The organism is Arthrobacter sp. D3-18, assembly GCF_054408525.1.
In genome coordinates this window covers 385,353-410,697 of record NZ_CP096439.1, presented here as the reverse complement: position 1 = coordinate 410,697, position 25,345 = coordinate 385,353, and the positions used below count along the sequence as shown (strand labels likewise).

At 59.1% G+C, this 25,345-nt stretch carries 27 protein-coding genes and 2 pseudogenes; 9 read left to right on the top strand and 20 right to left on the bottom strand.

The window, feature by feature from the left end; genetic code table 11:
* Window positions 1–32: 32 nt before the first annotated feature.
* Genes M1D89_RS01990 through M1D89_RS01970 form a run of 5 tightly spaced genes read right to left on the bottom strand, consistent with a single transcriptional unit; the run spans window position 33 to window position 4,012 of the window.
* Window positions 33–815 carry a hypothetical protein gene (locus M1D89_RS01990; RefSeq protein WP_498643589.1) on the bottom strand — a complete coding sequence of 261 codons (783 nt, stop codon included), beginning with the start codon at window positions 813–815 and terminating at the stop codon, window positions 33–35.
* Between the two features lie 3 nt (window positions 816–818).
* Window positions 819–1,163 carry a hypothetical protein gene (locus tag M1D89_RS01985; RefSeq protein WP_498643587.1) on the bottom strand — a complete coding sequence of 115 codons (345 nt, stop codon included), beginning with the start codon at window positions 1,161–1,163 and terminating at the stop codon, window positions 819–821.
* A 13-nt stretch (window positions 1,164–1,176) separates the two neighbouring features.
* Entirely contained in the window at window positions 1,177–2,364 is a 1,188-nt protein-coding gene (locus M1D89_RS01980) for a MinD/ParA family ATP-binding protein (RefSeq protein WP_498643585.1), read from the bottom strand.
* Between the two features lie 41 nt (window positions 2,365–2,405).
* Window positions 2,406–2,939, bottom strand: a complete 534-nt coding sequence (locus tag M1D89_RS01975; RefSeq protein ID WP_498643583.1) for a hypothetical protein — start codon at window positions 2,937–2,939, stop codon at window positions 2,406–2,408.
* Window positions 2,939–4,012: a M23 family metallopeptidase gene (locus tag M1D89_RS01970; protein WP_498643581.1), complete on the bottom strand. Its 1,074-nt coding sequence runs from the start codon at window positions 4,010–4,012 to the stop codon at window positions 2,939–2,941. Before M1D89_RS01970 ends, M1D89_RS01975 begins: the two co-directional genes overlap by 1 nt.
* Before the next feature lie 146 nt (window positions 4,013–4,158).
* On the opposite strand from M1D89_RS01970, the gene M1D89_RS01965 reads away from it, so the two are divergent.
* Window positions 4,159–4,515, top strand: a complete 357-nt coding sequence (locus tag M1D89_RS01965) for a hypothetical protein (RefSeq protein ID WP_498643579.1) — start codon at window positions 4,159–4,161, stop codon at window positions 4,513–4,515.
* Between the two features lie 155 nt (window positions 4,516–4,670).
* Here the strand turns inward: M1D89_RS01965 and M1D89_RS01960 are convergent, their stop codons facing one another.
* From M1D89_RS01960 to M1D89_RS01945, 4 genes are read right to left on the bottom strand one after another with little or no spacing between them, the layout of a single operon-like run.
* Complete coding sequence (locus M1D89_RS01960) at window positions 4,671–5,093, bottom strand: hypothetical protein (RefSeq protein ID WP_464094981.1); 423 nt, start codon at window positions 5,091–5,093, stop codon at window positions 4,671–4,673.
* Window positions 5,094–5,095: 2 nt separating this feature from the next.
* The gene (locus M1D89_RS01955; protein ID WP_498643576.1) at window positions 5,096–5,686 is read right to left on the bottom strand and encodes a hypothetical protein; all 591 of its coding nucleotides are present in this window, start codon (window positions 5,684–5,686) and stop codon (window positions 5,096–5,098) included.
* Complete coding sequence (locus M1D89_RS01950; RefSeq protein ID WP_498643574.1) at window positions 5,679–6,656, bottom strand: hypothetical protein; 978 nt, start codon at window positions 6,654–6,656, stop codon at window positions 5,679–5,681. The genes M1D89_RS01955 and M1D89_RS01950 overlap by 8 nt, the downstream gene beginning before the upstream one ends.
* On the bottom strand, window positions 6,653–7,048 hold the full coding sequence (locus M1D89_RS01945; RefSeq protein WP_498643572.1) for a hypothetical protein: 396 nt from the start codon (window positions 7,046–7,048) through the stop codon (window positions 6,653–6,655). Before M1D89_RS01945 ends, M1D89_RS01950 begins: the two co-directional genes overlap by 4 nt.
* A 708-nt stretch (window positions 7,049–7,756) precedes the next feature.
* Here M1D89_RS01945 and M1D89_RS01940 point away from each other — a divergent pair.
* Together M1D89_RS01940 and M1D89_RS01935 are read left to right on the top strand one after the other, a co-directional pair.
* Window positions 7,757–7,987 carry a hypothetical protein gene (locus M1D89_RS01940; RefSeq protein WP_243753352.1) on the top strand — a complete coding sequence of 77 codons (231 nt, stop codon included), beginning with the start codon at window positions 7,757–7,759 and terminating at the stop codon, window positions 7,985–7,987.
* Between the two features lie 210 nt (window positions 7,988–8,197).
* Window positions 8,198–10,039, top strand: a complete 1,842-nt coding sequence (locus M1D89_RS01935) for a MarR family transcriptional regulator (protein WP_498643569.1) — start codon at window positions 8,198–8,200, stop codon at window positions 10,037–10,039.
* A gap of 180 nt (window positions 10,040–10,219) precedes the next feature.
* Here the strand turns inward: M1D89_RS01935 and M1D89_RS01930 are convergent, their stop codons facing one another.
* On the bottom strand, window positions 10,220–10,675 hold the full coding sequence (locus tag M1D89_RS01930) for a hypothetical protein (RefSeq protein WP_498643567.1): 456 nt from the start codon (window positions 10,673–10,675) through the stop codon (window positions 10,220–10,222).
* A 233-nt stretch (window positions 10,676–10,908) separates the two neighbouring features.
* Window positions 10,909–11,853, bottom strand: coding sequence for a ParA family protein (locus M1D89_RS01925; RefSeq protein ID WP_498643565.1), 945 nt, complete (start codon window positions 11,851–11,853; stop codon window positions 10,909–10,911).
* Window positions 11,854–12,945: 1,092 nt separating this feature from the next.
* Between M1D89_RS01925 and M1D89_RS01920 the strand changes: the two genes are divergently transcribed.
* On the top strand, window positions 12,946–13,083 hold the full coding sequence (locus M1D89_RS01920; protein WP_498643563.1) for a hypothetical protein: 138 nt from the start codon (window positions 12,946–12,948) through the stop codon (window positions 13,081–13,083).
* A gap of 184 nt (window positions 13,084–13,267) precedes the next feature.
* Here M1D89_RS01920 and M1D89_RS01915 read toward each other — a convergent pair whose 3' ends face one another.
* Window positions 13,268–13,723, bottom strand: coding sequence for a hypothetical protein (locus tag M1D89_RS01915; RefSeq protein ID WP_498643561.1), 456 nt, complete (start codon window positions 13,721–13,723; stop codon window positions 13,268–13,270).
* Between the two features lie 222 nt (window positions 13,724–13,945).
* On the opposite strand from M1D89_RS01915, the pseudogene M1D89_RS01910 reads away from it, so the two are divergent.
* From M1D89_RS01910 to M1D89_RS01900, 3 genes and pseudogenes are all read left to right on the top strand, one after another.
* Window positions 13,946–14,249 (top strand): annotated as a pseudogene (locus tag M1D89_RS01910) (recombinase family protein); the annotation flags it as partial.
* Between the two features lie 252 nt (window positions 14,250–14,501).
* Window positions 14,502–15,125, top strand: a complete 624-nt coding sequence (locus M1D89_RS01905) for a hypothetical protein (RefSeq protein ID WP_498643559.1) — start codon at window positions 14,502–14,504, stop codon at window positions 15,123–15,125.
* Window positions 15,126–15,149: 24 nt separating this feature from the next.
* A complete protein-coding gene (locus M1D89_RS01900; protein WP_498643557.1) occupies window positions 15,150–17,687 on the top strand; it encodes an Ig-like domain-containing protein in 2,538 nt (845 codons plus the stop codon).
* 433 nt (window positions 17,688–18,120) lie between these two features.
* On the opposite strand, the gene M1D89_RS01895 is transcribed toward M1D89_RS01900, so the two are convergent.
* Together M1D89_RS01895 and M1D89_RS01890 are read right to left on the bottom strand one after the other, a co-directional pair.
* Complete coding sequence (locus M1D89_RS01895) at window positions 18,121–18,447, bottom strand: hypothetical protein (RefSeq protein ID WP_498643555.1); 327 nt, start codon at window positions 18,445–18,447, stop codon at window positions 18,121–18,123.
* A gap of 67 nt (window positions 18,448–18,514) precedes the next feature.
* A complete protein-coding gene (locus tag M1D89_RS01890) occupies window positions 18,515–19,759 on the bottom strand; it encodes a glycoside hydrolase family 26 protein (protein WP_498643553.1) in 1,245 nt (414 codons plus the stop codon).
* 503 nt (window positions 19,760–20,262) lie between these two features.
* Here M1D89_RS01890 and M1D89_RS01885 point away from each other — a divergent pair.
* Together M1D89_RS01885 and M1D89_RS01880 are read left to right on the top strand one after the other, a co-directional pair.
* A complete protein-coding gene (locus M1D89_RS01885; RefSeq protein ID WP_498643551.1) occupies window positions 20,263–20,841 on the top strand; it encodes a recombinase family protein in 579 nt (192 codons plus the stop codon).
* Window positions 20,842–21,080: 239 nt separating this feature from the next.
* Complete coding sequence (locus M1D89_RS01880) at window positions 21,081–21,767, top strand: hypothetical protein (protein ID WP_498643549.1); 687 nt, start codon at window positions 21,081–21,083, stop codon at window positions 21,765–21,767.
* A gap of 15 nt (window positions 21,768–21,782) precedes the next feature.
* On the opposite strand, the gene M1D89_RS01875 is transcribed toward M1D89_RS01880, so the two are convergent.
* From M1D89_RS01875 to M1D89_RS01850, 6 genes and pseudogenes are all read right to left on the bottom strand, one after another.
* Entirely contained in the window at window positions 21,783–22,547 is a 765-nt protein-coding gene (locus M1D89_RS01875; protein ID WP_498643547.1) for a hypothetical protein, read from the bottom strand.
* A 145-nt stretch (window positions 22,548–22,692) separates the two neighbouring features.
* Window positions 22,693–23,460: a hypothetical protein gene (locus M1D89_RS01870; RefSeq protein WP_498643545.1), complete on the bottom strand. Its 768-nt coding sequence runs from the start codon at window positions 23,458–23,460 to the stop codon at window positions 22,693–22,695.
* 52 nt (window positions 23,461–23,512) lie between these two features.
* Window positions 23,513–23,788, bottom strand: a complete 276-nt coding sequence (locus tag M1D89_RS01865; RefSeq protein WP_498643543.1) for a hypothetical protein — start codon at window positions 23,786–23,788, stop codon at window positions 23,513–23,515.
* A 565-nt stretch (window positions 23,789–24,353) separates the two neighbouring features.
* On the bottom strand, window positions 24,354–24,617 hold the full coding sequence (locus M1D89_RS01860; protein ID WP_498643541.1) for a helicase associated domain-containing protein: 264 nt from the start codon (window positions 24,615–24,617) through the stop codon (window positions 24,354–24,356).
* 242 nt (window positions 24,618–24,859) lie between these two features.
* Window positions 24,860–25,063, bottom strand: a pseudogene (locus tag M1D89_RS01855) (hypothetical protein); the annotation flags it as partial.
* 79 nt (window positions 25,064–25,142) lie between these two features.
* The gene (locus M1D89_RS01850; protein WP_498643539.1) at window positions 25,143–25,307 is read right to left on the bottom strand and encodes a hypothetical protein; all 165 of its coding nucleotides are present in this window, start codon (window positions 25,305–25,307) and stop codon (window positions 25,143–25,145) included.
* Between the last annotated feature and the right edge of the window lie 38 nt (window positions 25,308–25,345).

Here is a 25,345-nt window from a genome sequence, read left to right as displayed (position 1 = left end):
CTAAGAAGACTGCGACCAGGCGGATCGTTCTGCTAACGCTTAGCGTTTGCATACTCAGCCCACCCCTCACGGCTGATGTCCTTGAAGAAGGCGTTGACCAGCTCGTCCCGTAGAACCGGGATGGCCTCGTCCTCCATGTTGTTGCCAACGCTCATCGGGCCACTGTCTTTGACTCGACCACCGAAATCCTGACCGTTGGCGACAATTGCGGCATCCGAAATCTTCCAGTCACCGTCCCAGACCAGCTCAAACGTGACAGTCTGGAAGACGCCGTTCGCGGCCTTGTTGACTCTGGCGGAAACGGCTCCAGTGAATACCTGGACAACGGCTTTCTTCTTCTCATCGCAGCTGGCAATCCGGTACAAGCCACCAGCAGCCACATCAGTGCGCGAGTACCACCCACCTTCGAAGGACCCAGGAACCGGACTCTTCGCTTCGGCGAGGACGTTGTTCGAAGAGGTAATCCTCTCGAACCAAGGACCCGGCTTGGCTACCTCAGTGAGGGTTTTCTTTTGCTGCGCCCACGTATCAAGTTTCAGGTCTTTGATGAGGTGGGTGTAGTTGGCGGCGGCTTGGGCGGCTGAGTCGCAGGTGCCGTTGTAGCCGGTGATGGTTTTGCCGTCGCTGGCGGTTTTGGTCCCGCCTTCGCGGATCTTGATCCCGGAGACGGGGAACCCGAACTTCCCGGATGCCTGCAGGGAGCTGGGGTCATCCGGTTTGGCCGCCGGTGCCGGTGGATTCAGCAGGACGACGGCAACAGCGATAACCAGGATCACCGCCCCCAAAGCTGTGAGGAGTTTCCAGTGCTTCCGCATAGGCTAGGCTCCTGCTGCCGTGGCCAAGGCCAGGATGCCCCCGAGGATCACACTGGCGCCAGCTGCGGCACCGAAAGCCATGCCGGTCTTCTTGGCCCCAGCTGCGCCTTCTTCGATGTCGTCCGAATGGCTGCGGTTCTTGGCGATGCCCCACTTCATGAGGTTCCAGATGAAATATCCAGCCAGGATGAGCAGGGCAAGAGCCCAGAGGCCGCCGAGAATCAGTTGGACAGCTCCTTCGAACTTCACGCCGAAAACGCTGATGCTGGGTGTTACGCCGTCAAGGGGGTTGTCGATGGTGGGCACGGCGGTCCGGATAATGATTCCGTTGCTGATGGTGCTGAACATGATTCTTGATTCCTTATCGGTTGGTGGTTTTGGTGGACGTGGCGCGGTCAATGGCCAGGAGGCCTTCAGCGATTTCCGCTGAGGCCCGTTCGAAGGCGCGGCGGGCCGGGTCACCGACGAGCTGCCAGTCGATGATGGAGCCGGTATCCAGTGCACCGTCAAACGGGATGTCGATCAGGACCCGCACCGTGGAGGCAAGGTTCTCGCGTAGCTCTGCCTGCTCGGCGGCGGAGACTTTCGCTCCGCCGCCCTGGGTGACCAGGACGACGGCGTTGCTCACCAGGTCTTTGTAGTGAGGGTTGTCGGTGCGCTCGGACATGGATTCGAGCTGTTCGATCATCCGCAGGGCCGAGACGACGGCGTTGCGCTTCAGCGTCGTGGGGATCACCAGCTGGTCGGTGACCTCGATCGAGGCGAGCCAGTTCGCTGAGCGGGTGTTGTTCCCGGTGTCCACGATGATGGTGTCGTAGAAGCGGCTGACTACCGTGTGGATGCGGTTGAACTCATCGGCACCAATGGACTTCATCCGGTCCGCGTCCTCGTCAGCGACCAGGACGGAGAACTGGTTATTGCCTTGGTGGCGGGTGTAGTAGGACAGCTCACCCTTACGGGCGGTGACGGTCTCAAAGGACTCCAGGACGTTCAGCAGGTCCCAGACGGTCCGGGTGGAGTCGTTCGCGTTGGTGCGGACACCGGCGGTGCCCATCATCTCGTTGTTGTCCCACACCAGCGTCTGCTGGCCGGAGTGGATCCCGAACGTGGAGCCCAGCCCGACGCTGCACATCGTCTTGCCCACCCCGCCTAGGGGCTGGGCGACCATGATCTGCATGGGACGGGAGTACACGCGCTGGATCGCCGAGAGGTCCGCGCGGCGCGCCAACTCGGCTGCGCCTACCTTGGGGCTGATCAGACCGAAGCTGACCGCCCGCAGGAATGCCTGCCAGCCGGTGGCCGGCGGCAGCTGGTCGTTCACGTTCTCCTTGCGAAGCACAGCGGCACTACGTCGGCCGCTGACCAGCGGTGCCTCCCGGTGTAGGTCCTCCACCACAGGGGTTTCAGCCTTTGCTACTGAGGCCGGTTCGGCATCCGGGACTGCGTGGATGATCGTGGCCGGCTCGGTTGCGATTGCTTCGGGTTCGGTGTCTGTCAGGCTGATGGGTGCGCGGCTCTTCCGTTCGCTACCCTGCCAGTTCGTGCTCATCGGATGGTTCCTCTCGCTCGTTTCAGGTTCTGTCTTTGGGCTTATGAGGTCGGGTCTTGCGGGGAGATCGCAGTTACCAGCCAGGGCTGCTGCTGTCCGGAACGGTGGAGCAGCAACTTCCAGCGGCCCGCATCGGTGGAGAACATCGCGGTGACGGTCATCGGGTTGCCGGCGTCCCTGCTGATCGCTGGCCCGTCCGTGACTTTCCGGATTGGCACCCGGGCCGGGTCGATGTACTTCGCATCCTCGGCGTAATCCGGTGCAAGGTGCGGGGCGAGGTCAGCGAACCAGGTAGTTTCCGGAACATCGGGACGGGCGAACAAGCCCATGACCTTGGCCGCGGTGTCCTTGACCGACTTCTCAGAGGCCGCGTCCCACGTCACCTCGGGTACGCCGTAGTGCTCATCGGCCCCGTGATCGTGGCCGTCTTCGGCATGCTGGCTCTCCTGGCCGGCCTGTCCGGTGTTCACCGTGGGGGTGGAATCGGGTGCTGGTTCGGTGCCGGCGTTTCCGGCGCAGGCACTCAGGGTGAGCGCGGCGGCAAGTGCGGCCGTGAGTGCGACGTGCTTGTGCATCAGAGAATGCCTTTCTCTTTCATGATCGGAGTCGGGTCGATGGTGGGATTTATCGGGACCATGGGGTTGGGCAGGGCACCGGCGAAGAACTCCATGTGCAGGTGGCGGCCGGTGACGTTGCCCGTTGCGCCTTCTGTGCCAAGGGGTGTCCCGGCGGCCACGGTGTCGCCTTCTTTGACCTTCACCGAGCCGGCTTCCATGTGGTACATGCCGATCGTGAGATTTCCGTCCACGGTCTGCCCGGTCACGCCGGTGCCGAACAGGCCATCGAGGTTGCGGACCTTGACGATCTTCATGTCCGTGATGGCCACGATCGTTCCCGGCCCTCCCGGGTGAACAAAGTCGATCCCGTAGTGAAAGTTGGCCAGCACTCCCCCGGCAGTACCGGGCGGGGCAAGACGGGGACCGTAACCGCTGCTGTTGATCGCCCCGTCCATGGGAGCGACCCACTTACCGGCCAACTCCCCCACAACCTGGTTGCCTTCAGCCGGGCACACGCCGGACGAGTCCACAGCTGCGCCGGACTCTCCACCCAAGGCTTTGAAGACTTCCGCGGCCTGAGCGCGGAACTTCGTGTAGTGGTTAGGGTCGGCGTTCCGCTGCGTCCGGTGGATAGCGATTGTCGGTTCGAGGGTTTCCCAACCCTCCACTTTCTCGAGTGCCTTGAAGAAGTTTGTCGCCGAAATGGTGGGGTCCATCCGGTCCGCGTACGATCCCCAGGAGCCGTTGGCACGCTGCTGGAACAAACCACGCGAATCCGGGCCGGCCCCGTCGCCGTAGTCGATGACGCGGAGCGTGGACTCACCGATTGCTGCCTGAATCCCGATCAGCTGTGCAGCGACCGGCAACGTGAGGGACTTGGCCGCGTTCATGATCGTTTGGGCGTTCTTCATCTGCTCGGCATCAAACCCGGCCACTCCCCCGGCAGGGGCAGGACCAGCAGCTACGCCGGCTGGCGCAGCGCACGATGATGCTGCTTGCGCCGGAGCGGTGTCGTCTAGCACAACAGTGACCAGACCAACGGTCATCAGCGCCACGATTGAGGCGCCTGTAATGACTTTGCGGGCTGTCACTGATGGGGTCCTGTGGGCTGCATAACGCCTCCTAAGAGGTGAGGGCCGGAGAGGGATGGGTGTGAATAGATCCAGAGTAGCGAATAGTTTAATGCCCCGCTAGCTCGATGACTCCTCTTGGGTGGAGATGCGGCAAAATAAGAATTATGCCCCGCTACTCCCGCCCGAAAATCCCATCCAGTACTGAGCGGGCAATCAGCGCCTTCAGCAACTCAACAAAAGTGGCCATTGTCGGCTACCTTGCTAAATCGGGTCCGGCCACTCGGGGTGAAGTGGCCAAGGGGCTGGAGATTGCAGTCCCGACGGCGCAGAACAATCTAGTGCAACTTGAGGCCGAGGGTGTGTTGATAGCGGATCCGCCGGCATCGGAAGAGCGGAACGGCCAGCGGGTCAAATACACCGTCGATGCCGAGGAGGTGGCCAGGCGTTACTCCATTTTGGGCCGCGCCCTTGGCTTCGATGAAGATCTCCCCGGGCATCTAAGCCTTACTGAGGAATCTTGACCGCAGCTAGGGTGTCCACCCGCGCGCGAGTGCTCCATCTCGGGAATTCCGGGTGGGGGTTTATAAAACTGCTGGATCGTAGGCACGAAAATAGCCTACCTTGAGCATGATCAAGATATAAAAAGCATGCTCAAGATGGGCGTGCCGTGAGTGTCCTAGTCGTCTTCGTCCAAGATTCTGGCTATCGCCTGGAACTTCTCAGGTGAGACACCCTTTAGGCTGCGAGCGGCAAATTTCTTCACTCGCTTCTCGCGGAGAGTCTTCAGCGCCTTGAGCTGCTTTTCAATGCGTTCCGGAATCTCGGTCTCGAAGTCGTTGAGGTACGCGGGGTTCACCCCGAAGAAGTTTGCCAAGGCCGTGAGCAGCCGTTCATCAGTCACCGTGGCTCCGGTGCCATCACGCATATAGAGCCACCGCGAGCGAGAGAGAGTCACGCCCTGCTCTTCTAGACCCCGCCGAATGTCTTCAAATTCGTAAGGTTCTCCCCCACTGGCCACCATGACGTCGAGCAGGAGATTCAGCCGCTCCGACAGGGTTTGGCGCCAGGCGTCCCGTGCTTCGTTGAGGTTGGGCGCCACCGTTATGCTCCGAGCAACGACAAGCTAAGCAGGTATGCCAGCCATGCCACCACTCCAATGGCGCTTCCCCAGAGCGACTGCGCAACGCTCTGGCGCTTCAAGGCTGCCCTTGACCAAATGAGGACAGGGAGCACAATCAAAGCGGCGAACCACAGTGGGGACAGTGACGTTCCGAGGCCCAGCACGATGCCGGCAAAAATGGCAGTGTGCACGGAAATGTTCCACCGTGACCGGCCCAGGGCTATTAGCGCGGCACCAACGAAGAATGCGATGCCGTTTGCAATGAGCAGCGCGGGGGCTCCGAGTAAGGCCGTGACTACCAGGCCAATGCCAAGCACGACCGCACAAGCCATGAAACTCCGCGTCTTCCGGCGTTCCTCAGGCCAGCCTAAGGACTTACCAATCCGCGGAAAGACTAGAACGCCAAGGAGGATTACGACTGCCAGCGCCGCCAGAGTGGCGATGAGGGCGGGAACGGATCCAGGAGCACTGATGGCCGTTGCAACCGCTGCCACCAGGAGCATGACCGCAGGGTGAAGAATCCGGCTAACGGCTTCTGCCGAACGTCCTGGGGTGGTTTGCTGGTCAAGCATGTGTGTTAACTTCCATCGTTCGAATTGTCGCCAGTTCGGCTTCAGAGAGTCTACCTTCTAGGGTTGCATCCGATTCAAAACAGTCACGTATTTCGACGCCCCTTCGATGCCTCCGCATGGCGGGGTCCCGGCTCATGATTTCCATCAGCCGGCCGCGGTACGGCCAGATGACATACTGGTCGATTTCCGGTTGCAGCTTGGCCCACAAGGGGCAGACATCCCAGAGTTCCCGCCGGGCGATGACGTCCTTCCTGGCGGAGTCCAGCCATCGGGGAAATGTGGGGATCCCAATGGCCAACGCGAACACAATGGCGGCGCTTGCCGTGAAGGTCCGCTCCAGCGTTCCGAGAATTTCGGGCGGGGAACCAACCAGGTCAGTAATGGTGATTGTGGCGTGGATCAGCGCGACGGCCAGGGCAAAGCCGGACCCGAGGGCTACGAATGCCAGCGACCGGCGCCGTCGCAGAGACTTTAGACGCGGTCTGTAGCGGACACTTAGACGCATCGCTGAAAAGGCCACCGTGGCAAGGTGCGCAAGCATCAGGAGGCTATAGGTAGCGACCAGCGGATTGCTCTCGTACTGTCGCATACCCGAACTGCTAAGCGATGGAGCTGCCTGGATAAACAGGACCACCTGACCGCCATAACTGGCCGCGGCTATGACGCAGGCGAAAATGACGGGACGCCTTAGTTGCGAAGGGGCCATTGCCCTCCAAATGCCAATATGCATTGACAGCAGGGTCGCCGTCAGGAAAGCTCTCTGGGCCAAGGCGAGGTAGTTAACACCTCCCAAGGCTGCATCCACCGCGTAAAAAATCGGCTCGACAAGGAAGATGGCGGTGAGCGAGCCGAAGAAGCTGCCGTAGATCCATGAACCGTGCATCCGGCGACCCCGGGAAACGTACATCGCCACAGACGACAGCAGAAGCACGACGGCGGCAACAATCAGAACGACACCAGCGAGCGTCAACCGATTACATCTCCGAAGCCCAAGATCTCTTCTTCCCTCTTCCCGGAACGGATCTGTGCGTAGAGGTGGTCCGCCAGTAGCTCCGCCTCCGCTTCGATCCCGGTCCGCAGCTTGGTGTGCCTCCACCCGTGCAGGACCTTACGAGGATCCAAATCCGGGAACACAACGGCCAGCTCCTCTCCCGTCAGGGGCTCAGGGTCGTGCTGGAGCAGAACATGCGAGATCTCATGCAGGATGTTCATCTCGCCGGCGAATTCCGATCGATCGCCCACATGGAACAAACGGTTCACTTCCTCGCCCTCATGCCAAAAACCTGACATGTCCACATCCAGCAGGTCATCCCTCCGGGAGAGTCGGATGGGCCGCTCCGTAACCAGCTCAACAAATCGCATGAGCTTGTCCAGGCTTAGAGGGGAAGGCAGTTCCAGTATCCGGGTGAAAGCGGATACTCGGCGGGCAGCTCGGCGCCTATCCAGCGCAGAGGAAGCGAATCTCCCGAGGGGGCCGAGGTGCCGTTCTGCAAACTGACTGGATGATGCAATAGGATTTATCTTGAGCATGCTTAAGACTTGGCGATCATGATCAACTTAATTCTGGAAAGAGGAAGTACATATGTCACATCCTAACTACGGCAAAAGCGGGCTGGATTGACGCGTATGCGTTTGCGAGCTTTGCGAGCTAGCAGTGTTGCCACCAAGCGCCCCACGCTTCACATGAAAGGCAATGAGGGCGACCTTGCTAGCATCAGCGATCGTCGGCGACCGTGGACTGGTTACCGTCACGTGCTCCCTCGCATGGACGACAGCGGCGGCACGCCCAATGCGGGTCCGCATCCCAAGCTGTCCACCATCGGGCACGCCGACGCTCTGGCGTCATGGCAGACCTCCATGCAGATGGTTCCGCCATTAGACTCTGTTTCTGTTTCAACACGCCGGAGGGTGTTTCTGTTTCAATGCCACTGCCGGAAGGCGCTCGATGGTAGTTTCAGTTTCAGAGAAGGCCGGTTGTATAGCAGCCGTCTACTTAGGGCCGGGTGACACTTGGTTCGACCAATCTATTGAAGTAGCGGCGGCTTCCGCGGCCGAGTTCAAAGGACAGGGATGATGGCTCCAGTTACACGTACAGGCAGACGCTCCAAAGGCGACCGCAAATTCGTCGGATTCCGCATCGCAACACCTAAAGCGGATGCAATGGACCAAATTGCAAAGGCAGAGGGCTACCAGTACGTAAGCGACTGGCTGTCAGATTTGGTTGAAGAACGCCTGGCCAATACCAAGCTGCACGCAGTTCCTCAGCAGGAGGAGTTCCCACTTGGGCGCTTAGCCTCATAACGAGGAAGGCCCGCACTAGGCGGGCCTTCGAAGCTAGTGACTTACATTCTGGATTGCTTCCCGGCGCTCAGACTGTAAGTCGTGAAGGTTGATCTTTTCAGATTCACCTTTGTCTTGCTATAAAACCGGTCTTGGCGGGCCGGCCCTTTGTTGTCCCTCTGACAGGACCTCCTCGAAAGGATTGCTCTCATCGTACAACAGCACGCTCGCGTGCTGCCAGCAGTTGTACCCGCTGGCGTGTCTCGCGACCATTCCCCGACCGCTGATGCTGCGCAAGCTTGGGCCTCGCTAGCGCCTCTTCTCGCAGGTCAACCCCGTGTTCGCCTGTCCCGAGACGGCGGTAAGACCTATCCCCAAAAGCACGAACGCGCTCTGACTGAGACGCTACCCACTTTTCCTGCAGCGGTCCGGATCTTCGGCAAAGACGGTAGCTGCTCGGCCATCTTCCTTGACTTCGACTCCTCTATTGCAGGTATCGACTGGGTGGAAGCGGACGTGAAGTCCCTCCAGTCGTGGCTGCACAGCTGTGGCGCTCGGTGGATTGAAGATCACTCGCCCAATGGTGGCCGGCACGTTTACATACCTCTGGAGAAAAGGGTTTCCTTTTCAGAGGCACGCGACGTTGTCGAGGCACTCGGCATTCGATACCGGACATTGGATAAATCGCCGCACCAGAACCTTCTTCACGGTTGCATGCGCACACCAGGATCACCCCACAAGCGTGGCGGCCACCAGGAACTCACCATGAGCCTCGGCATGGCGTACGACGTTGCAAGACGGCCAAACAAAGGTCGGGTTTGGGAAGCAATACGCCAGGACTTGAGCGATGAAATCGCCAGCGTACGAGCGCTAAGGCTGGAACGGCCGCTTTCCCTAGAAAGCAGTAACCCGGAAGCACCGCAGGTGATCGGGCGGATGTCCAGGCCGATGCAGCAGATGGCACTGTCGGGGCTGTATGACGCGAATCGGTACGCCTCGGATTCAGAAGCCCGTCAGGCTGTCCTGACAGCGGCGGCTGCCGCCGGAATGAAACTTGTCGAGGTACAACGACGGGTCCTCCAGGGTGTCTGGCCCGGACTTGCATCGTTCTACGCCCGCTACGCCCCCCATCACAGGCTCCCCTCCCTGAAACGGGACTGGAACAACGCGGTCGATTACCTACGAAAAAACCAAGGCGCAAGGACCGGGAATAACAATGCCCGTAAATCCCCCACAAGCCAGCCAAATACACAGCCCCCACTAGGAATACCCTCAAGCCCAGATTCGAGCAGCGAGCACCGCTACCTGCGATCCTGGAGAAACGCCCTGGCATTGAGGGAGCCTGCATACGCCAGCTCCCGAACTGGTCTAGCACGTCGGATGGTTCTACGAGCGTTGGGCGCGGCTGCCCATATGACAGCATCCCGATTTGTTGAGTTTGGTGATCGATCAATCGCCGTGGCGACGGGGCTGGATCACACAACTGTGGGCTTTCACCTGCGGGCTTTGCGTGCTGAGCATGATCCGTTGGTGACGTTGGTAGAACGTGGCCGGGGAACCAAAGGTGACCTCTACATGCTGACGATACCGGAAGGACTTCGCGCAGTAGCTGAGGATCTGACTTGGCGAAAGGGAAAGATTCACGCGCTCAGGCCGGTTTTCAGGGAGTTGGGTTTGCCGGCAGCGTTTGTTTACGAAGCTTTGGAGAGCGCGCCAGGGCTCACAACGGCGGAATTAGTCGCTCAGACGAAGCTGTCGAGAACCGCCGTGAGCGAAAGCCTCGAGGTCCTGGCAGCCTGGAACATGGTCTCAAGGAACGGCGCACGATCTTGGATGATCGTTGTTACGACGTCTCTCCAAGAGCTTGCAGAATGCTTTGGTGTACTGGAGGCTGTAGCAGCTCAGCTCCAGAGATATCGCGTCGAACGGATTGTGTGGCGGGAGTGGCTTTCAAAGAACGTGAACACAGTAGCGGAGCTCCTGTCCCCCACAGATGATTACCCATGGGAATCCTTTGAAGGACCACCTGACGAGTGGACCCTAGCTGACGTGGCCTTCACCAGAGCGATATGAGTCGGGCATCGGATTTTGGTTTTCAGGAAAACGAGACTTCCTAGGCGCTCGATGTCGTCAGTTCCATGCCATAAGTGGTGCCATAAATCCCATTGGAATGCATGCCATTAGTTAAGCTGGATACAAGCGAGGGCCGGCGGATGGGAGTGTTGCATGGTCCCTGCCCGACCGGCCCTAAAGCTAGGCGTTGAGATGGAGCCTGTAGACCGTGGAAACGAGTGCACTCCTGGACGGCGCATTGAACTCGACGACTTTCTCATCAAGCCACGCAGTCTGATGCCCGTCGAGTCGCACTTGAATCTGAATGCCGGCCTCCCCGCGTCGGCGCGGCACTCGCCGGGGCATGCCAGACAGTGACGGAGTAGATTCAGGTCTGAACTCTTTAGCGATGCTCGCCTCTGATACAGAGTCGAAGGCGTCCAAAAGAAGATCTGCGTAGGTTGTTCGCTGTGAGTGCAGAGCTTCTTTCACAGTGGCTAAGAGGTCCGGGGCCAGATAAACGCCCACATTGCGCAGGGCGCCCAGAACGGTTTCAGAGGCCTTTGTGTCTGAACTTGACGAGACCTTCTTGCGTTCCCTGGCCTGGGCTTTGTTCACCTTGTTCGCACTGGAGATCGGTTCTTGGAACTGGTTCAATCCCCCAGCCGCACCGATAGGATCTGTTGGCGTCGAATCGGAGGGAGGAGCGGTTGACTCGGACTCCTGCGCTAGTTCAGGAACGACCGATATGCGCGTCGATTCCGAAGAACGGTCAAGAATTTCTGGCGCATCTGGTGCTTTCCGCCGCTTTGGAGCGAGCATTCCTTCGAGCTTTGCGCCACGAGGTGCTGAGGGTGCGAATGCGTTTGCGAGGTTTGGCCGGTTGCTGCTCATGCGAGCTCCTCACTTTCGATCGTGTTCAATCGTGCCAGGATTTCGCCTGTCAACTGCTCGAACTCTTCAGCTAGTCCCCCAGCATTGCGGGAAAAGAAACCATCTTTGGGCTTCTCCCCCGCACGAAGTGCCTTTAAGCGCTTCTTTTGAGCATCTGTAACTGCTCCTTCAAGTTCGTGGAAGAGCAACCCTTTGCGCCGTGCGTCTGCACTTGCGCTCTCAAGACTCCGGATCCTTGTTTCGAACACCGGGGCTACTTCTCCGAGCATCTCAGTGAGGGTGTCTCTTACACTGCGCTCAAGTCTCATCGACCGTGGCCCGACCCCAAAGAGCACAATGCCGGCTAGCTGGAGCGAGGGATTCCGGTCCCGCACGGCCATAAATCTCCGCGCGATCCGCTCTACCCCGTCAATGCTGGCGTCATCAGACTTCGTTGGAATCACGACAGCACTTGAGATGGCGAATGCTCCCTCGACCAACACCCTCTCCCCCGGTGGCGTATCGATCAGGATAAGGTCGTAGTCGTCGGCCAACGGCGCCAACACTGCGTAGAGCATGTCACCGAAATCGGCTGCGTCCGAGCGGCTGGAACGGGAAACCATCAGCCCCTGGATGTCTTCCAGTTCTTGCCCACCGGGTATAACGTCGAGGTTTTCTCGCACGTTGTGAAGGATGAGCGGAGCGGTTCCTGCGATCAGCGCTTGGAACAGCTCGCGCCCGTTTTGTCTCTCATATCCAAGATCTCGGGCCAGATCCCCCTGAGGGTCTAAGTCCACCATTAGGACTCTTGAGCCTGCAAGTGCCACGTAGCCACCGACGTTGGCAGCAGTAGTTGTTTTGCCCACTCCCCCCTTTCCGTTGGCGAAAGAGATTACACGTTCGATTGCACGTGCTCGATTCTGTGTGAGGTTTGCCGGTGCTTGCAGCGACGCTCGTGGCATTTGTTCCAACTCTCCTACTGGTCTGGCACTCTACCTTCCACTCTATGTGTGCCATCCTGTTGAGCATCGCAGTGACACACGCGTGTTTCATTATTTTTCGTCATATAGACCGTCATGCCATATCTCCTGCCTGTGTTCGGACGGCAGGGTATGTGGGAGACAGGATTGTGCGGCACATGGTCCAGTTTATTGATGCACCAATGCGTCTGTGCACTGGTGTACCGACAATGAAGTCCATTAGTTTCTTTGCTGCTTATACCGTTAGTCCACTCGCGTCGCTTTCCATGTTGGGGTTAGTGGGGGCAAACGTTGATTGCATTGTTGATGGCGTCACCGGAGGTCCTCTCTGGACAACCATGGAGGTTGAGGTTTGGGACAAGGCTCGTGTTCTAATAGTAATTATGGCGTTGGTTATGGCATGAGGGGTCGTTTTCGCCCGAATGGCCAATCAAGCAATGCTTGGGGAGTGCGTCAATGGTGGCTGTCCGGGAGAGTTCTGACTGGGACTGGCGGGCAAGATCGGGTGCCATCTGGAATCAGCGGATTGACAGAACGGGCCCATGCGAAGTAAGCCATCACGTTAGGCGACAAGCATGCATTCCCATAGTTGTTATGGCACGCGTTATGGCGCCGTCAGGTCGTCGGTAGGGTTTCCTTAACTCATAGGTGTGAAACAAGCACGTCTTTGCCATGGGCGGAATCCCGTTGGGATTAGGGGTCTATCTTTCTCCATCTGGCGTGAGCGGACTGCCGCGTGATCCCCAGGGTGGAAGCAATTGTTGACCAAGGAAGTCCTAGCATGCGGCTCTTGCTCACGGCGTTGTCCAGCCTTGCTTTGGCAGCCCGAAGGGTCTTTTGGGCAGCCAGCAATTCATCGACCGCCGATGACGCTTCAGCGTGAGTCCGCCACTCGACTTTCATTGCATCTTCGGCCGAGACCGGGGGAGTGGCGAATCCCAAAAAGGGGACGTATGCACTGTGGCCATCGTGATTAGCTTCCAACTTGGTCGCAACCCTCCTCCAGAACCTGCCCTTCCACCCACAGCTACATGAAGCACGCCATCCAACGACCTCGTCGTCATTGACAACTTCATGGTCGCGCTTCTGGGTGTCTCTTGGAAACGTTCCCGTTATGCCTGGAACGAGAACGCCAAGCCCTCCCACTTCATTGGACAGTCGTCCGTCTGGAACGACCATACAGGCCTTACCCTCGTGGCGGCCGTCGCCTAAGTCCCACTGCACTGCTAGTTCCCTACTGTTGTTTGCCGTCAGGATATCCTGACAGCGACCCTAGACTTCCCGTCCAGATTCCAGTAGAAAAAGATCCCAGCAGGGATTCTTTGACGAGAAATAACGCCAGCGGCTGATGACGATCAGGGTTCGAATGCTTCCGGTCTCTTTCCCATGGTTGATGTCAGTAGATCGGCGTGGACCACTGCTTGGTGGAATCTACGTCTGGGGGATTGCCCCACTCGCGTATGTGATTCACTCGTTGGGTTCGGCGCAAACGGTCCCACACCCTGAGTCCCCATGGATAAGGTCGGTAGAAGACCGTCAAAGCAGTCCCCACGGTCGGGGCTATGCGGAGGACTTCCTTTGTGCCCCGCCGAAAGAGCGCCACTGGCGCTCCGGCATCATTGAGTACCTTTACTTCGCCCCCGTGAAAGTTGAGGAGGCATGTGATCACAACAGGTGAGCGATGCACTCGCTCCAGCACCCAAATTTCGTCCCGAACCTTGACGAGATTCCAAGGCTCTTCTCGACCGATCTGATGCCAATCCAGGATCGCTACGGTCAAGGCGGACACAGCGATCGTCAGGCTCAGGCCAGTTCCGATCAGCGCCCAGAAAGCCAGCTCCTTCGCATCCATGGGTGGATCGTCTCATGGCGTTTAGGGCAAGGAGCTCGTGGTTTCATCAACCGTCAGCGTGTGTCGTGGAAAGCTAAAGGTTTATGAGACATCAGTGGGAGCCGCGCTTGGAACGTTTGGTTCGTCCGGGCCATCGCGAATCTCGGTGTCTCGTTAAGTTGCCTCACCATGAAGTGTCTTAGCTGACGTGATAGGCGACCCTTTTCAAGGCTAGATGAGCTGATGATGTTACTCAGGTACACAAGAGTAAGTACTGCAGCCCAGGATGCGCAGTGCAGTTGGACTCGCTCCTGTCCGCTGGAGTGCAGAAGAGCGAGGTTTTTGCTGATGTAACGTCGGGGAGCAGGGCCGCAGTTGAACGACCCAGGATGAAGAAGCTGCTTGGTTGTGCCGAGAGTGGGGACACGATCGTGGTGTGGCGCGTGGACCGCTTGGGTCCGTAATTGACGTGCTGAACACCGGATATCTTGCTGGGCAGGGGAGTGGAGCTCAGTCAATCTCAGACGGCATCGAATCGGGCACCACGGCGCACGAGACAGTTGTCTGTCATCATCGTTCCGTCGGTCTGCACTACCCCTTCCTTCTGCTTTCTCAGGGCAACATTTCTCCGTCGCTCTTACGTAATACGACTATCATTGTCAATGCTTTTCCTATGTTTGTGGAGTTACGTGTTTGGAGCGGCTAGTCTGTAGTCGTCGTTACGCAGTGAATGGGGTGCCTGGTCTCGATGCTTCCCAGCGTGCGGCCTCGGACCGGTCTCAAGCAAAGGATTCGCATCATGAAAACCCCTTCCTCACGTACCAGGGCCATTGCGGCCTTCACGGCTGGGCCTATTGCAATACTTATTGCCGGAGCAATGGTCTGGCAGGGCTCGCAGGCCGCATTCACGGCGACCACTCGTAACTCGGGAAGCGCTTGGAGCACCGGCAGTGTCACGTTGACTGACGATGACCTTGGTGCCGCGGCATTCACCGTTGAAAACATTGTGCCGGGCCAAACCGGCCAGAAATGCATTGTGGTGACGTCGAATGCGAATGTGGCCGGTGAAGTTCGTGCCTATACGCAGAATCTGATCGCGGACCGCGGTCTCGAAGACCGCATTTTCTTCGATCTGGAGCAGGGAACGGGCGGCTCCTTCAATGACTGCACCGGTTTCACTCCCATAGCCAACACGGTGCCGGAGCTTCCCCTTTCCACACTGGCAGTCCAAAACCGCGACTTCGCCACGGGCGGTTCCTCCTGGGAGACAGCGGGCACGCCCGGAGAGACCCAAAGCTACCGGGGCACATGGCGTTTCGACACCACCGGAATGACCCAGGAACAGGTCAACGCGCTACAAGGAGCACGCGTGGGCATCGACCTTGTGTGGGAACTGCAGTCGGACACCGCGCCTACTCCGTAGGCTGATTGGACTCTTTGCTGCCACGTGGGATTGGACACCAAGGACAGCGCCGGATCGGCCCTGTTCTCTGCTGAGGGATGGGTTCCTTTCGTCGTGGGCATTGTCGCCAGGGTTTATCTCGGCATTTCGCTGAGCCTGGCGGTGATCGCTCTCTTTCCAGCTCTCTTCGGTTGGAGCGGGAGTGTGGTGCAAAGCGGTTCCATGGAGCCGCACATCAGCCCCGGCGATGTGGTCCTCACCTCTGAACTTTCCGACGACGAACCAGTCCCGGTGGGTGGCGTGGTGGCCTACCTCAGTCCAGCCGAAGCTGAACCCGACGGAACAGCAAAAACAAGGCTCCATCGCGTGGTCGATGCCAACGATGACGGCACCTACGTGACAGCCGGCGACGCCAACATGGACGTGGACAGCACGCCGATGAAGCGCGAGCAGATCAGCGGCAGGGCCCGCATCTTGGTGCCTATGGTCGGCTTGCCGGGACTCTGGATCTCTCATGGGACGTTCCCGCAGATCGCCATTTGGTCTGTGGGAACGCTTCTCGCCGTCATCTGCGCCATCTATGTGGGCGGCTCCGCAGGCGAAACCCGAACACGCCGCCCACAGCACAACAGTCCCCAGCGGAACAGCCGACGGCGACCTTCCGCCGTCGGGGTCGGACCCACCGCTGCCGGACCCACCGCTGCCGGACCCACCGCTGCGGTGCCCCCCGCTGCGGTGCCCCCCGCTGCCGGACCCGGCCTCTGGGCCAACCCGCGCATCAAGGGTGCCGCGGCGTTCGTCCTCGCCGCCGTCATTGCCGTCCTGGTGATCCTTGGCGCCACGGCTGGTACGTCCGCCGCCGCCTTCACTTCGGTCACGTCCACATCCGCGAACAGTTGGGCGGCCTCCCCGGATTGGAACCCGCCCACCGTAACGCTCGCGGACCCCGGCGCCTCGGTCAAAGACACCGTTGCCACCTCGGCCACCGCGCAGGACGCAGAGTCAGGCATCCGGAGCATCGACGTCGAGTACCTTCGCGACGGTACAACCACCTGGACCAGCATCTGTTCAGGGGCCAGCTCCACGGTCACCTGCCAGTGGAATACCAAATCTGTGCCCGATGGCGGTTACAGCCTCCGCGCGCGGGCTACGGATAACGCCGGGCTCACCTCTCTTACCGCCCTACGGGCCACAACTGTCGCCAACAACCTGCTGGTGGTCCTGGCTAGCCCGGCCGAAGCGGTTCGCGGCATCGTTCCTCTGTCCACCAGCCTCCTGGGTGCCGCTAACACGCTATACAGTGTGCGGGTTGAGTACTCCTTGGCAGGGGCGAACAAGTGGAGCACTCTATGCCTTTATGTCACGGCTCCGTATAACTGCACGTGGAACACAGCCTTCACAACGAATGAAACCTACGATCTCCGGGCGGTTGCTGTCGCGGGTCTCACCACCACGTATTCGGCCGTGGTCACGGACATCACCGTGGATAACCTGGCTCCCGCAGTGACCATGACGGACCCGGGAACGCCACTCAGTGGCGTGCGTACCTTGGCCGCCACGTCCACGGATGCCCACTCCGGCGTGGCCCAAGTCAGCCTTCAGTACGCCCGCACCGGGACAAGCACCTGGACCACCGTTTGCGCCCTAACGGAGAGCCCCTACTCTTGCCGCTTCGACACCACCACGGTGGCCGACGGCAGCTACTCCTTCAGGGCCATCAGTGTTGATGCCGCGGGAAACAGTGCTACCTCCGCGACCCTGAGTAGAACCGTCGACAACACAGTGGCATCGGTCTCCGTGGAGGATCCCGGCGCGTATGTCACGGGTACTGTTCCTCTGACGGCGGCGGCGAACTCGACTGCCGGGGTGGCTTCTCTTCGGATCCAAGTTGCGCCCGCCGGGACAACAAGCTGGAGCACGCTCTGCACCATTGCCGCTGCGCCCTACGGTTGCAGTTGGAACACCACCGCTTACGCCGACGGGACCTACGACCTAAGGGCGGTACTCACTGACCGCAACGGGAAGGAAACCATTTCCGCAACGGTGGCTGCCAGGAGGGTGGATAACAGTCCGCTCCGTGCGGCCGACATCCGAACCACAAATGGTGGAGCCATTCAGGGAAGGCTGGAACCCGGCGACTCCATGAGCTTCGTCTACAGCCAGCAAGTCAGTCTGGCTACTGTCACCCCGGGCTGGGCCGGCGCGTCCCTGCCTGTGACAGTTCGATTGAGGGACGGCAACCTGCTCGGCCTGGGCAATGGGCAGGATGCCCTCGACGTGCAACGGGCCGGGAGCAGCGTCAACCTCGGCTCAGTGAACCTGAAGCAGAACTACGCCAAGAACCGCAAGACCGTGGTGTTCAACGCCACCATGACCGCTGCAACCGAAACAGTGGGTGGAATTCCCCGCACGGTAGTCACCGTGGTTCTCGGTAGCGCGGCCAGTGGCAGTGCCGGTGTTAGGACGTCAGGTGCAGCAGCCAACATGGTCTGGACACCGACGTCGGCCGTCAGTTCTCCTGCGGGAGTTGCCTGCTCGCTGGCGCCGCTGACCGAAGCGGGGTCTATGGATAGGGATTTCTAACCGCGCGACACTTGGGTCCCGATAACCAAAGCAGCAGGGGAGCAGCCCTTTCCTCCACCCCAGGGGGAGGAAAGGCGTATCGGGGCGGTCATGTTTCAAGCACTAGCCTGAGGACGGAATCGGAGGGGACTATGAAACTGACGGTCATAGTTCGGAAGGCAACAGATGGCCGTATGGAGCTTCAGGTAGTGGAGATGCCACAACTAGAAGTCGCAGTTAAAAGGGTCGGCGAAATCCCTGAGGCCGTTAGCGAAGCCGCAGCGGGACTAACAGGCCGCCCCAAAAGCGACTTTGAGGTTGAGGTCGGCTACTAGCATTCAAGACCGCCACGGCCATGACGGGATTTACGGACGTGGAACGGATGGCTTCTCCCACCAAAGGTGTTCCCGTTCCAAGGAAACGGGAGGCCCGAGATTGGTGTGCCGGACAAACTCTAGGGACCCTCTGAGCTGGACCGTGGCTGAGGCTTCAACGGTGACAGCTGGCTAATTCTCTGCCGTGCCACCACCCTCAGAGGTCGCGGCGTCAGGGCCCTCGCCGGCAAGGAGTCAAGAACCTTTCTGAGGCCGCCGCTGAATCCTTCGTTGCTACGCCAGTTCTGGGTCAGTTCCCACGTAGTTCGGATGAAGTGGACAGCCAGCACGACAATGAAGAGTGAGATCATCAAGCCTGCAATTGAGGCGGCTACGATCATCACCCCTGCGATGTGCACCAGGAGTACGGCGGAGATCACAACAGTGTGGGCGTCAAGAAGTTCCATGTTCATTTCTCGTGATTTGCTGGGGTGGGTTGTGGTTTAGGCAGGTTCCGCCCGCGGAACCCTGCGGCTAGGTACGTGGTTTGCAGGAGTGTTCGGGACCGTACCGGAGCCACTCCGGCATTGCCGCGGTGAACGCGTCCCGCAATGCCGGGGTATTGTTCACGGTCCAGTCCACACGGCCTTTGACTTCAGCTTCTGTCTTGTCCCATTCGAACCAGTTGATCATCTTCAGCTGCGGGAACCGCTGATGTGTTGTGGGGTCGAAGAGCTGGTTCCACCATGCTTCCTTGATGGTCTGCTCAGCTTCCCCGCCGGCCGCCGGGGCGAACAGGGCTGCTGTTTCGGGGATAGCGAGCGGCTTGCCATGCTGGGCACCGTATATGCCGTAGAAGTCCGGAAGCAGGCTGTCATCGCCGTTGGCCCCGACATAATTCCCGGTGATCTGATCGGCGAACTTATTAGCCTCAGGGAGTTCGTTTTCGCCCCACGGGTAGGTGCTGCCCCAGTGGTATAGCGACATGCCGACCCAGTCCACCGCTTCGTCGCCGGGGTAGTAGGCGGCGTAGGCATCATCATTCATCGTGAGGACCCCGTCACCAGTGGTGTCAAGGGCCGCGAATTCCGGGGTGCCTGGTTTGGCTTCGAACTGTCCGCCGGAGAAGGGGTAACCGCCGCCGTAGTTTGGTGCCCACATCATGGCTGATCCTGGTGCGTGGTCATGCACGGCCTGCGCCAATGTCTGGAAGGCAGCGACGTACTGGTGGGGCTGCTGCGACCAGGCGTACCAGGAGCCATTCATTTCGTGGGCGAACCGGACGATGACCGGGACGCCATTGGCATTGAACGAGGCGAGGTCTTTCGCCAAGGCCGCAGCCGTTTCGTCCGTCACGGTCGAGAGCCCCTCGTGAGGTTCCAAGGTCAGGAGCATCATGTGCCCGTCGGCCCGGATTTGCTCAACGGCCCGCCGCAGGTCGTACTTGTCCTTTATGGTCAGCGGGAAGCCTGTGAACGAGACACTGACGGCAGGTTTGTGGCCCAGGTCTTTGGCGAAGGTGGCCAGCGGTTTGGCGTGCCAGTCCAGGTTCACACCTAAGAGGGCACCAGTATCGGGCACAAGCCCGGCCCGGGGGAGCACCTCGCAAACCTTTAGGGCCGAATCAGTCTGCGTTTTCTTCTCGGCGAGGCCATTGGCGAAGTTCACTCCTGCAATGCCCAGTACGGCTAAGCCAATGACTGCCGGCACGGCAAATGCCCGCCATAGTTCGGTGCGGTGTGCTTTCCGGGCGCTACTGTTACCGGATTGTTCCCCCACACCAAACCTTTCTGACCTGCACTTTTGTTTATCCTATGGGCGGTCCTCAGCGGAACGCGCAAGCGTAACTTGCTACTGCTTCTTCTGCAATCGAGGTTGAGCGTGGGCCCTGTTCCGTTGGACACCGTACCCGTCCCGCCGCCGTCGATCTTCCCCAGCATCTTCCCGACGGCGGGCCTTCCGATCATCGGACCACGTCGGACATAACCCGGAACAACGGCCCACCCTGCCAATGAAACCCAATTCGACGTTCCGCCATGTTGGTCAACCTAGGACATGTGCGTAGACCTGCACTGGTGAACTGAACGGCCGGGGAGTTCTGCAACATTTAGTGTCGTTATGGCCGTCGCATCAATGGATCCTTTGATGGGAACCACTGGCCCGGGGATGGTCGGCGACTTAGGCTCGCGGATTTCCGGCACGCCGCCTGTCCCAACAATGTGTCTCACCAGAGTATTCTCAATATCACTCATATTTGTCCTTTAATAAGATCCGGAGAAGTGATGGCACGCCTTGGATACGCTCGCGTCAGTCTGGCTGACCAGAACACTGATTTGCAGATCCGCGAACTGGAAGCTGCTGGGTGCGAGCGGATCTATAAAGACCAGGGGATAAGCGGGACCAGGGTGAGCCGTCCAGAATTGGACCGGATGTTCGACCGTCTTGGCCCAGGGGATGAAGTCGTGGTGTGGAAGCTGGACCGGTTGGGACGCAACACCCGCCACCTCCTCGAGCTCTTGGATGATTTCAAATCCCGAGGCATCAAATTCCGTTCGCTTCGGGATGGAATTGCCACTGATCCGGCCAGCGAGGTCGGGGGAGCGATGGCCCAGGCGATGGTCACCATCATTTCCGCTTTCGCCCAGCTCGAACGAGACCAACTATCCGAACGCACCAAGGCCGGCATGGCCGCCGCAGCTGCCCACGGACGCAAAGCAGGTCGGCGGGAAGTCACCACTGATCACGAGAAGGTCAAGCGCGCCCAAGAACTGAAAGCCCGCGGACTCAAGCCAGCCGATATCGGAAAGATCATCGGCGCCAGCCGCGCCACCGTATACCGCTACCTGAGCTTGGACTCCTGAGTAACGGACGTACGTGTCCCAGAGGATGTCTTTGCCGATGCTCTTCGCGGCAGGGGATTCGTGATTGCCTCTGGGGAGAGAATTTTAGGCAGAGGCTGGCGTCTGGCAGAGCTTGTATGGACGGGCATGGAGCAGTTTTGAGTAACGTCCCTGGCCTGGGTTCTATGTACGCTTGATGCTTCGGCCGCACACGGGTGGTGACCGCCGAGTTGGGCTTTCTGCAAAAGGAACGAGAAGTTTTGACTACTACGGATGAAGTCCAGGAATTCCTTGACGGACGAGGTTTGCCGTCGGCGGTAGCTGCAGTGACGCCTTCAGGGGCGCATGCTCTCATTTGGGGGCCTGAGCTGACCGGTACCCAGTTGTGGCAGGTTCAAGTAGAGCTGACGGGGAAGCTGCCGGGCTGGCATGTTATCGCCTACGGGGTAGAGCCCTCCGATCCAGAGGAGCTTGCCGAGGAGTGGGATGAGCAAGGTCCCGAGTCCGAAGAACTCCCAGACCTCTTTGACGCTGACGCCGAGAAGCAAGCACTGCACGAATACACGGTCGACGCCGACGCAAGCGAGGGCCTCGACAGCGCACCCGAGCCAGTGGTCCTGCCCTTGGACGCGCCAGTGGTCAGCATTGGCGTAGGCAACCTGATTGCCGTCGAAGTCGAGAGCCCAGGCGACGTTGTTCACGCCGTCGAATGGGAGGGAGCTGACAACCTCGGCACCCGAACGGAACTGGCGGTGCTCCTGCGCCGGTGGAACCGCCTTGCAGGTGCAGTGCCGTTGCACCTCTCGGACACGAACAACGCCACCATGGTCCTGACCGTCCCGGACCTGCCCCGCATCGCAACAGAACTGCAGCAGGCCTGCGACGAAGTCACCGTCCTCACCACCGGCCCGAACAACAGCCCCATCGTTGAGCTGTGGTGGGACTAGAGGATCGGGGAGACCCTACAGCTCACGGTCAGTTCTCGGGACGTCGCGGTCTTCAGTTCCGGCGCGTGCTTCAGCGAGCGTGTAGCCGGTTGATTCGCTGAGAGGGCCCACCATGATTCCGCGTCCATTGGGGACGTAGAAGTTTTCGTTGTAAGGGTCCAGGCCGAGATGCCGACAGTAGTCGACGAGCATCTCGTGGGTGAATCGATCCGTTGCCCTGGGGGAGTCATATGCCTTGGTGTCCTCGAAATCGAGGACTTCGCCGCCCCTTGAGAAGACCCATTTGTCCTCGTTAACCAGGAAGACACCCGTTTTGGCCTTACCCGGCCCGAGCACGATGAAGCGTCGTCCACCGTATCGGCCCCGCCACTGGGAGTACGTTTTACGGTCGAGGGTGTGAGGGACCTCCATTACGATCACGGACCTGATTCCGCGGTTCTGCGCGTACTCCACCGTCAACATGGAGCTCAAATCCGGTCCCGTGTAGGCGTTATTGTTCACCGCAAGAGTCCAGTCCGGATTTAGGGTCTCCAGGAACAGCGTCTTGGCGCCGGCTGCCAATGGCAGCAGTCTGCTGAAATGTTCTTCCACCGTGCCGGTGTGCTCGGTCTGGACGATGTTCCATTTGGGATAACTGGAGGCGTAACAGTCATGCCAGACCTGGGCAGCTTGCTCCAACGGCGCATTGATGAACGACAGCGTGTTCGTTACCGGTGCCCACCGGCTACCCAGCAACAACTCGGCCGCGAGCTTGTCACCCTTTGTCATTCGAACCGGCACGCGTTGTTTCCCTGTCTTTGGAAAGTCACTGTCAGCTGCGTCGCTTCCCTTAGCGCCTTAGATTTTGAAGGAGAACGTCTCCTTACGTGCAAACTCTCGTCAGAGCAGAATGCTGGCTCTACACACAGGGCGGGATGGAAACGCCTCATACTGACGAAGGAACGTCACGATCTTCATAGCCCGCCCGCGCTTCGCTAAGAGACAGTTTCAACAGGGGTTGCTTGACGTGTGTCTCCACAACGATGCCCCTACCGTTTGGTGCGTAGAAGTCTTCGTTGAACGGATCTAGTCCTAGGTTTTGACAGTAAGTCACTAGCATCTCATGTGTGAACCGTTCGTGCTTCCTAGGGTTTTCGTAGGCAGAAGAGTTCTCAAATGGCAGCGGGTCCCCGCCGCTCCAAAAGACCCATCTATCTTCATTTACCAGTCCTATACCTCGGACAAAGTCTCCAGGTCCCCAGACCATCATTTCCCGGAGTCCGTATCGGCCTCGATGCTGCTGGTAGCTCTTCTTGTCCAGGGTGTGCGGGACTTCCTTGACGCTCACCGTCCTAATATCACGTTGTTGGGCGTACTGGACTTTCAGTCCCGAGCTGAGGTCCGCGCCGTTAGCCGAATTGTCCAGGACGGCGGTCCAATGCGGGTCGGAGGTTTCCAAGAACAGCTTTCGGTTTCCGGTTCCAAGAGGCACCAGCGTAGATAGGAGTTCTGGCAGGGTTCCTTCGAGCCCTTCCAGGCTTACTGACGTTCTAGCATCGTGGGGTCTTGTTTCATCCCAATTCCGCCATATGCTTGCCGCTTCGTCCAGTGGTGCATTGATGAAGCCGATGGTATTTGTCAACGGCGCCCACGCGTTGCCGAACAGCAGCTGGTGGGCCAGGTTGTCACCTTGGTTCAGTCGAGGAGACATCATTCCAATCCATTCCCATTTGTGTACGTTTCAGCAAGTTTGACGTTACAGATTCTCAAGGGTTTCCTACAGTCTCAATTCGTAGTTGCGCCTTACTTAGAGAGGGATCGTTGGCTAGGATCCTCAAGAAGTGAGGTAGACCGCGAACACTTTCGGTTGAACCGGACTTCAGAGGCTTGTCGAGCTCCACGGCGAAGTGCAAGTCGTTGAGGTCGTACTGGAGATCAGGCCTGTTGTTTCCGACGAGCTTCCCCATCACGTTGACTTGCTTTTGATTTATTCGGAAGTTTGTTGCCCCAAGAGCCTGCAGCCTGGTTATCTCCTGAAGCATCCACTGTGTTTGAACAGGATCCCGGCCTATTTTAGGACGTTGGGCGGGGGTCTGAGTGAGATATTGGTTACCATTGTTCGGCCGGGCCTTGAACCGCGATTCGGCTATGACGTCCCAGACACGCCGATGGGCCCCAGGATTGGCAGTAATCGCGCTACGGAGATTGTCGAACTTCTGGCTGCGAGTGCCTGCCCCGTCGATGATCGCCTGTGCGGCCTTCTGTACGGTGCTGCAAGGTTTGGATGCCGTGGTGGTTTGCGCAGCCCTAACCATAAGGTCGGTTGCGGGTGCCCTGTAGACGGCGGTTGAAACTTGGAAGCTACCGTTTTTCAGTGGGGTGCTGGAAAGCGAGGCGAAACTGTAGCTACTTCAAGCGGGGGAACTTCCGTTCTCTTTTTCTTACGAGAAAAAAATATAACCACTCTCTGAAATCTCGTCAACTCACGTTTGGGCGCTGAGCTAGGGCACCTTATGCGGTTGGCTCGGACCTACCTTCTAGGACACCAAGCGGCAGGAGGGCTGAGGCCAAGCACAAAACTATTCAGGTGCTCCATGGTGAGGAAAGCTAATCTCGGTGCCAGGCAGGAACGAGCTCGTCGAGCCGTGCCTTACGTTCTGTAGACAGTTGCCCCTTCTTCAGGCCATGTCGCTGGACTGCTAGCCATTTACCCAACGCGTACTCCGCTGGCGAGCTGGAGGGCCCCATAACGGGGAGCCGATCGTGTGTGCGCACGTGCTCCAGCAACTGTTCCAGACGGGCGCCCCGGCGGTCGTGGCCAGCAGGGGATCTCCGGCGCCAGCCCGGCAACGCCTTTGACAGCTTGTCCATTCGTTCTGCGTGCTTACGGTCACGGGCTGCGTTCGGGCTGCCGCTTGGCGGTAGAGCCAGTTCGCGAGGCTTCGCTCGTCATCATCGTGTGACGCAGCCGATGGCCATCTTCCGCGGGATTCCGTGAATTCAATGACGTGGGCCAAAGTCTCATCCCAACTTGGGCGCAGCCGATGGGGAGAGCTCCATCGCGGCAACAACCTGCCAAGCTTGGCCACCCGCTCGGGCAGGAGCAATCCGCTCCGCAGTGAGGACTTTTGATTCTTGAGCCACGAGTCCAGGGATCGTTCGGCCGGATCCTTGGCATATTGAGAGGGAGTCCGGTTGTGCTGCTGGACGAAGTAAACGTATGCATCGAGTTGTTTATCCCAATCGTGACGAACAACTTTGGGCTGGTTGTGACTTGGAAGCTCGCCAGATCCGTTCAACGCTAGCTCCTTCCTCACCAGGTGCAGAAGATTCGCTGTCCAAGCCCGCAAGTTTCACCCCTAAGGTGATCGATGGAGCCGATTCTTATCAAGAGGGTCATTCAGGAGTTTCCTCCTGTTCCGTCCCTGGCATGACTTCAGGTTCAGCAGGATTCGGCGGTTCTGGTGCTTCATCCGGTGGCAGTTCCGGTTCCTCGGGCGGCAGGGAGGGATGCCCCGTACCCGGTTCTATCTCTTCTGAATGCTCCGTTTCTTCAGACATACTGGCTCCTTTGAACGGGTGGCCTGCTACGGCGGCAG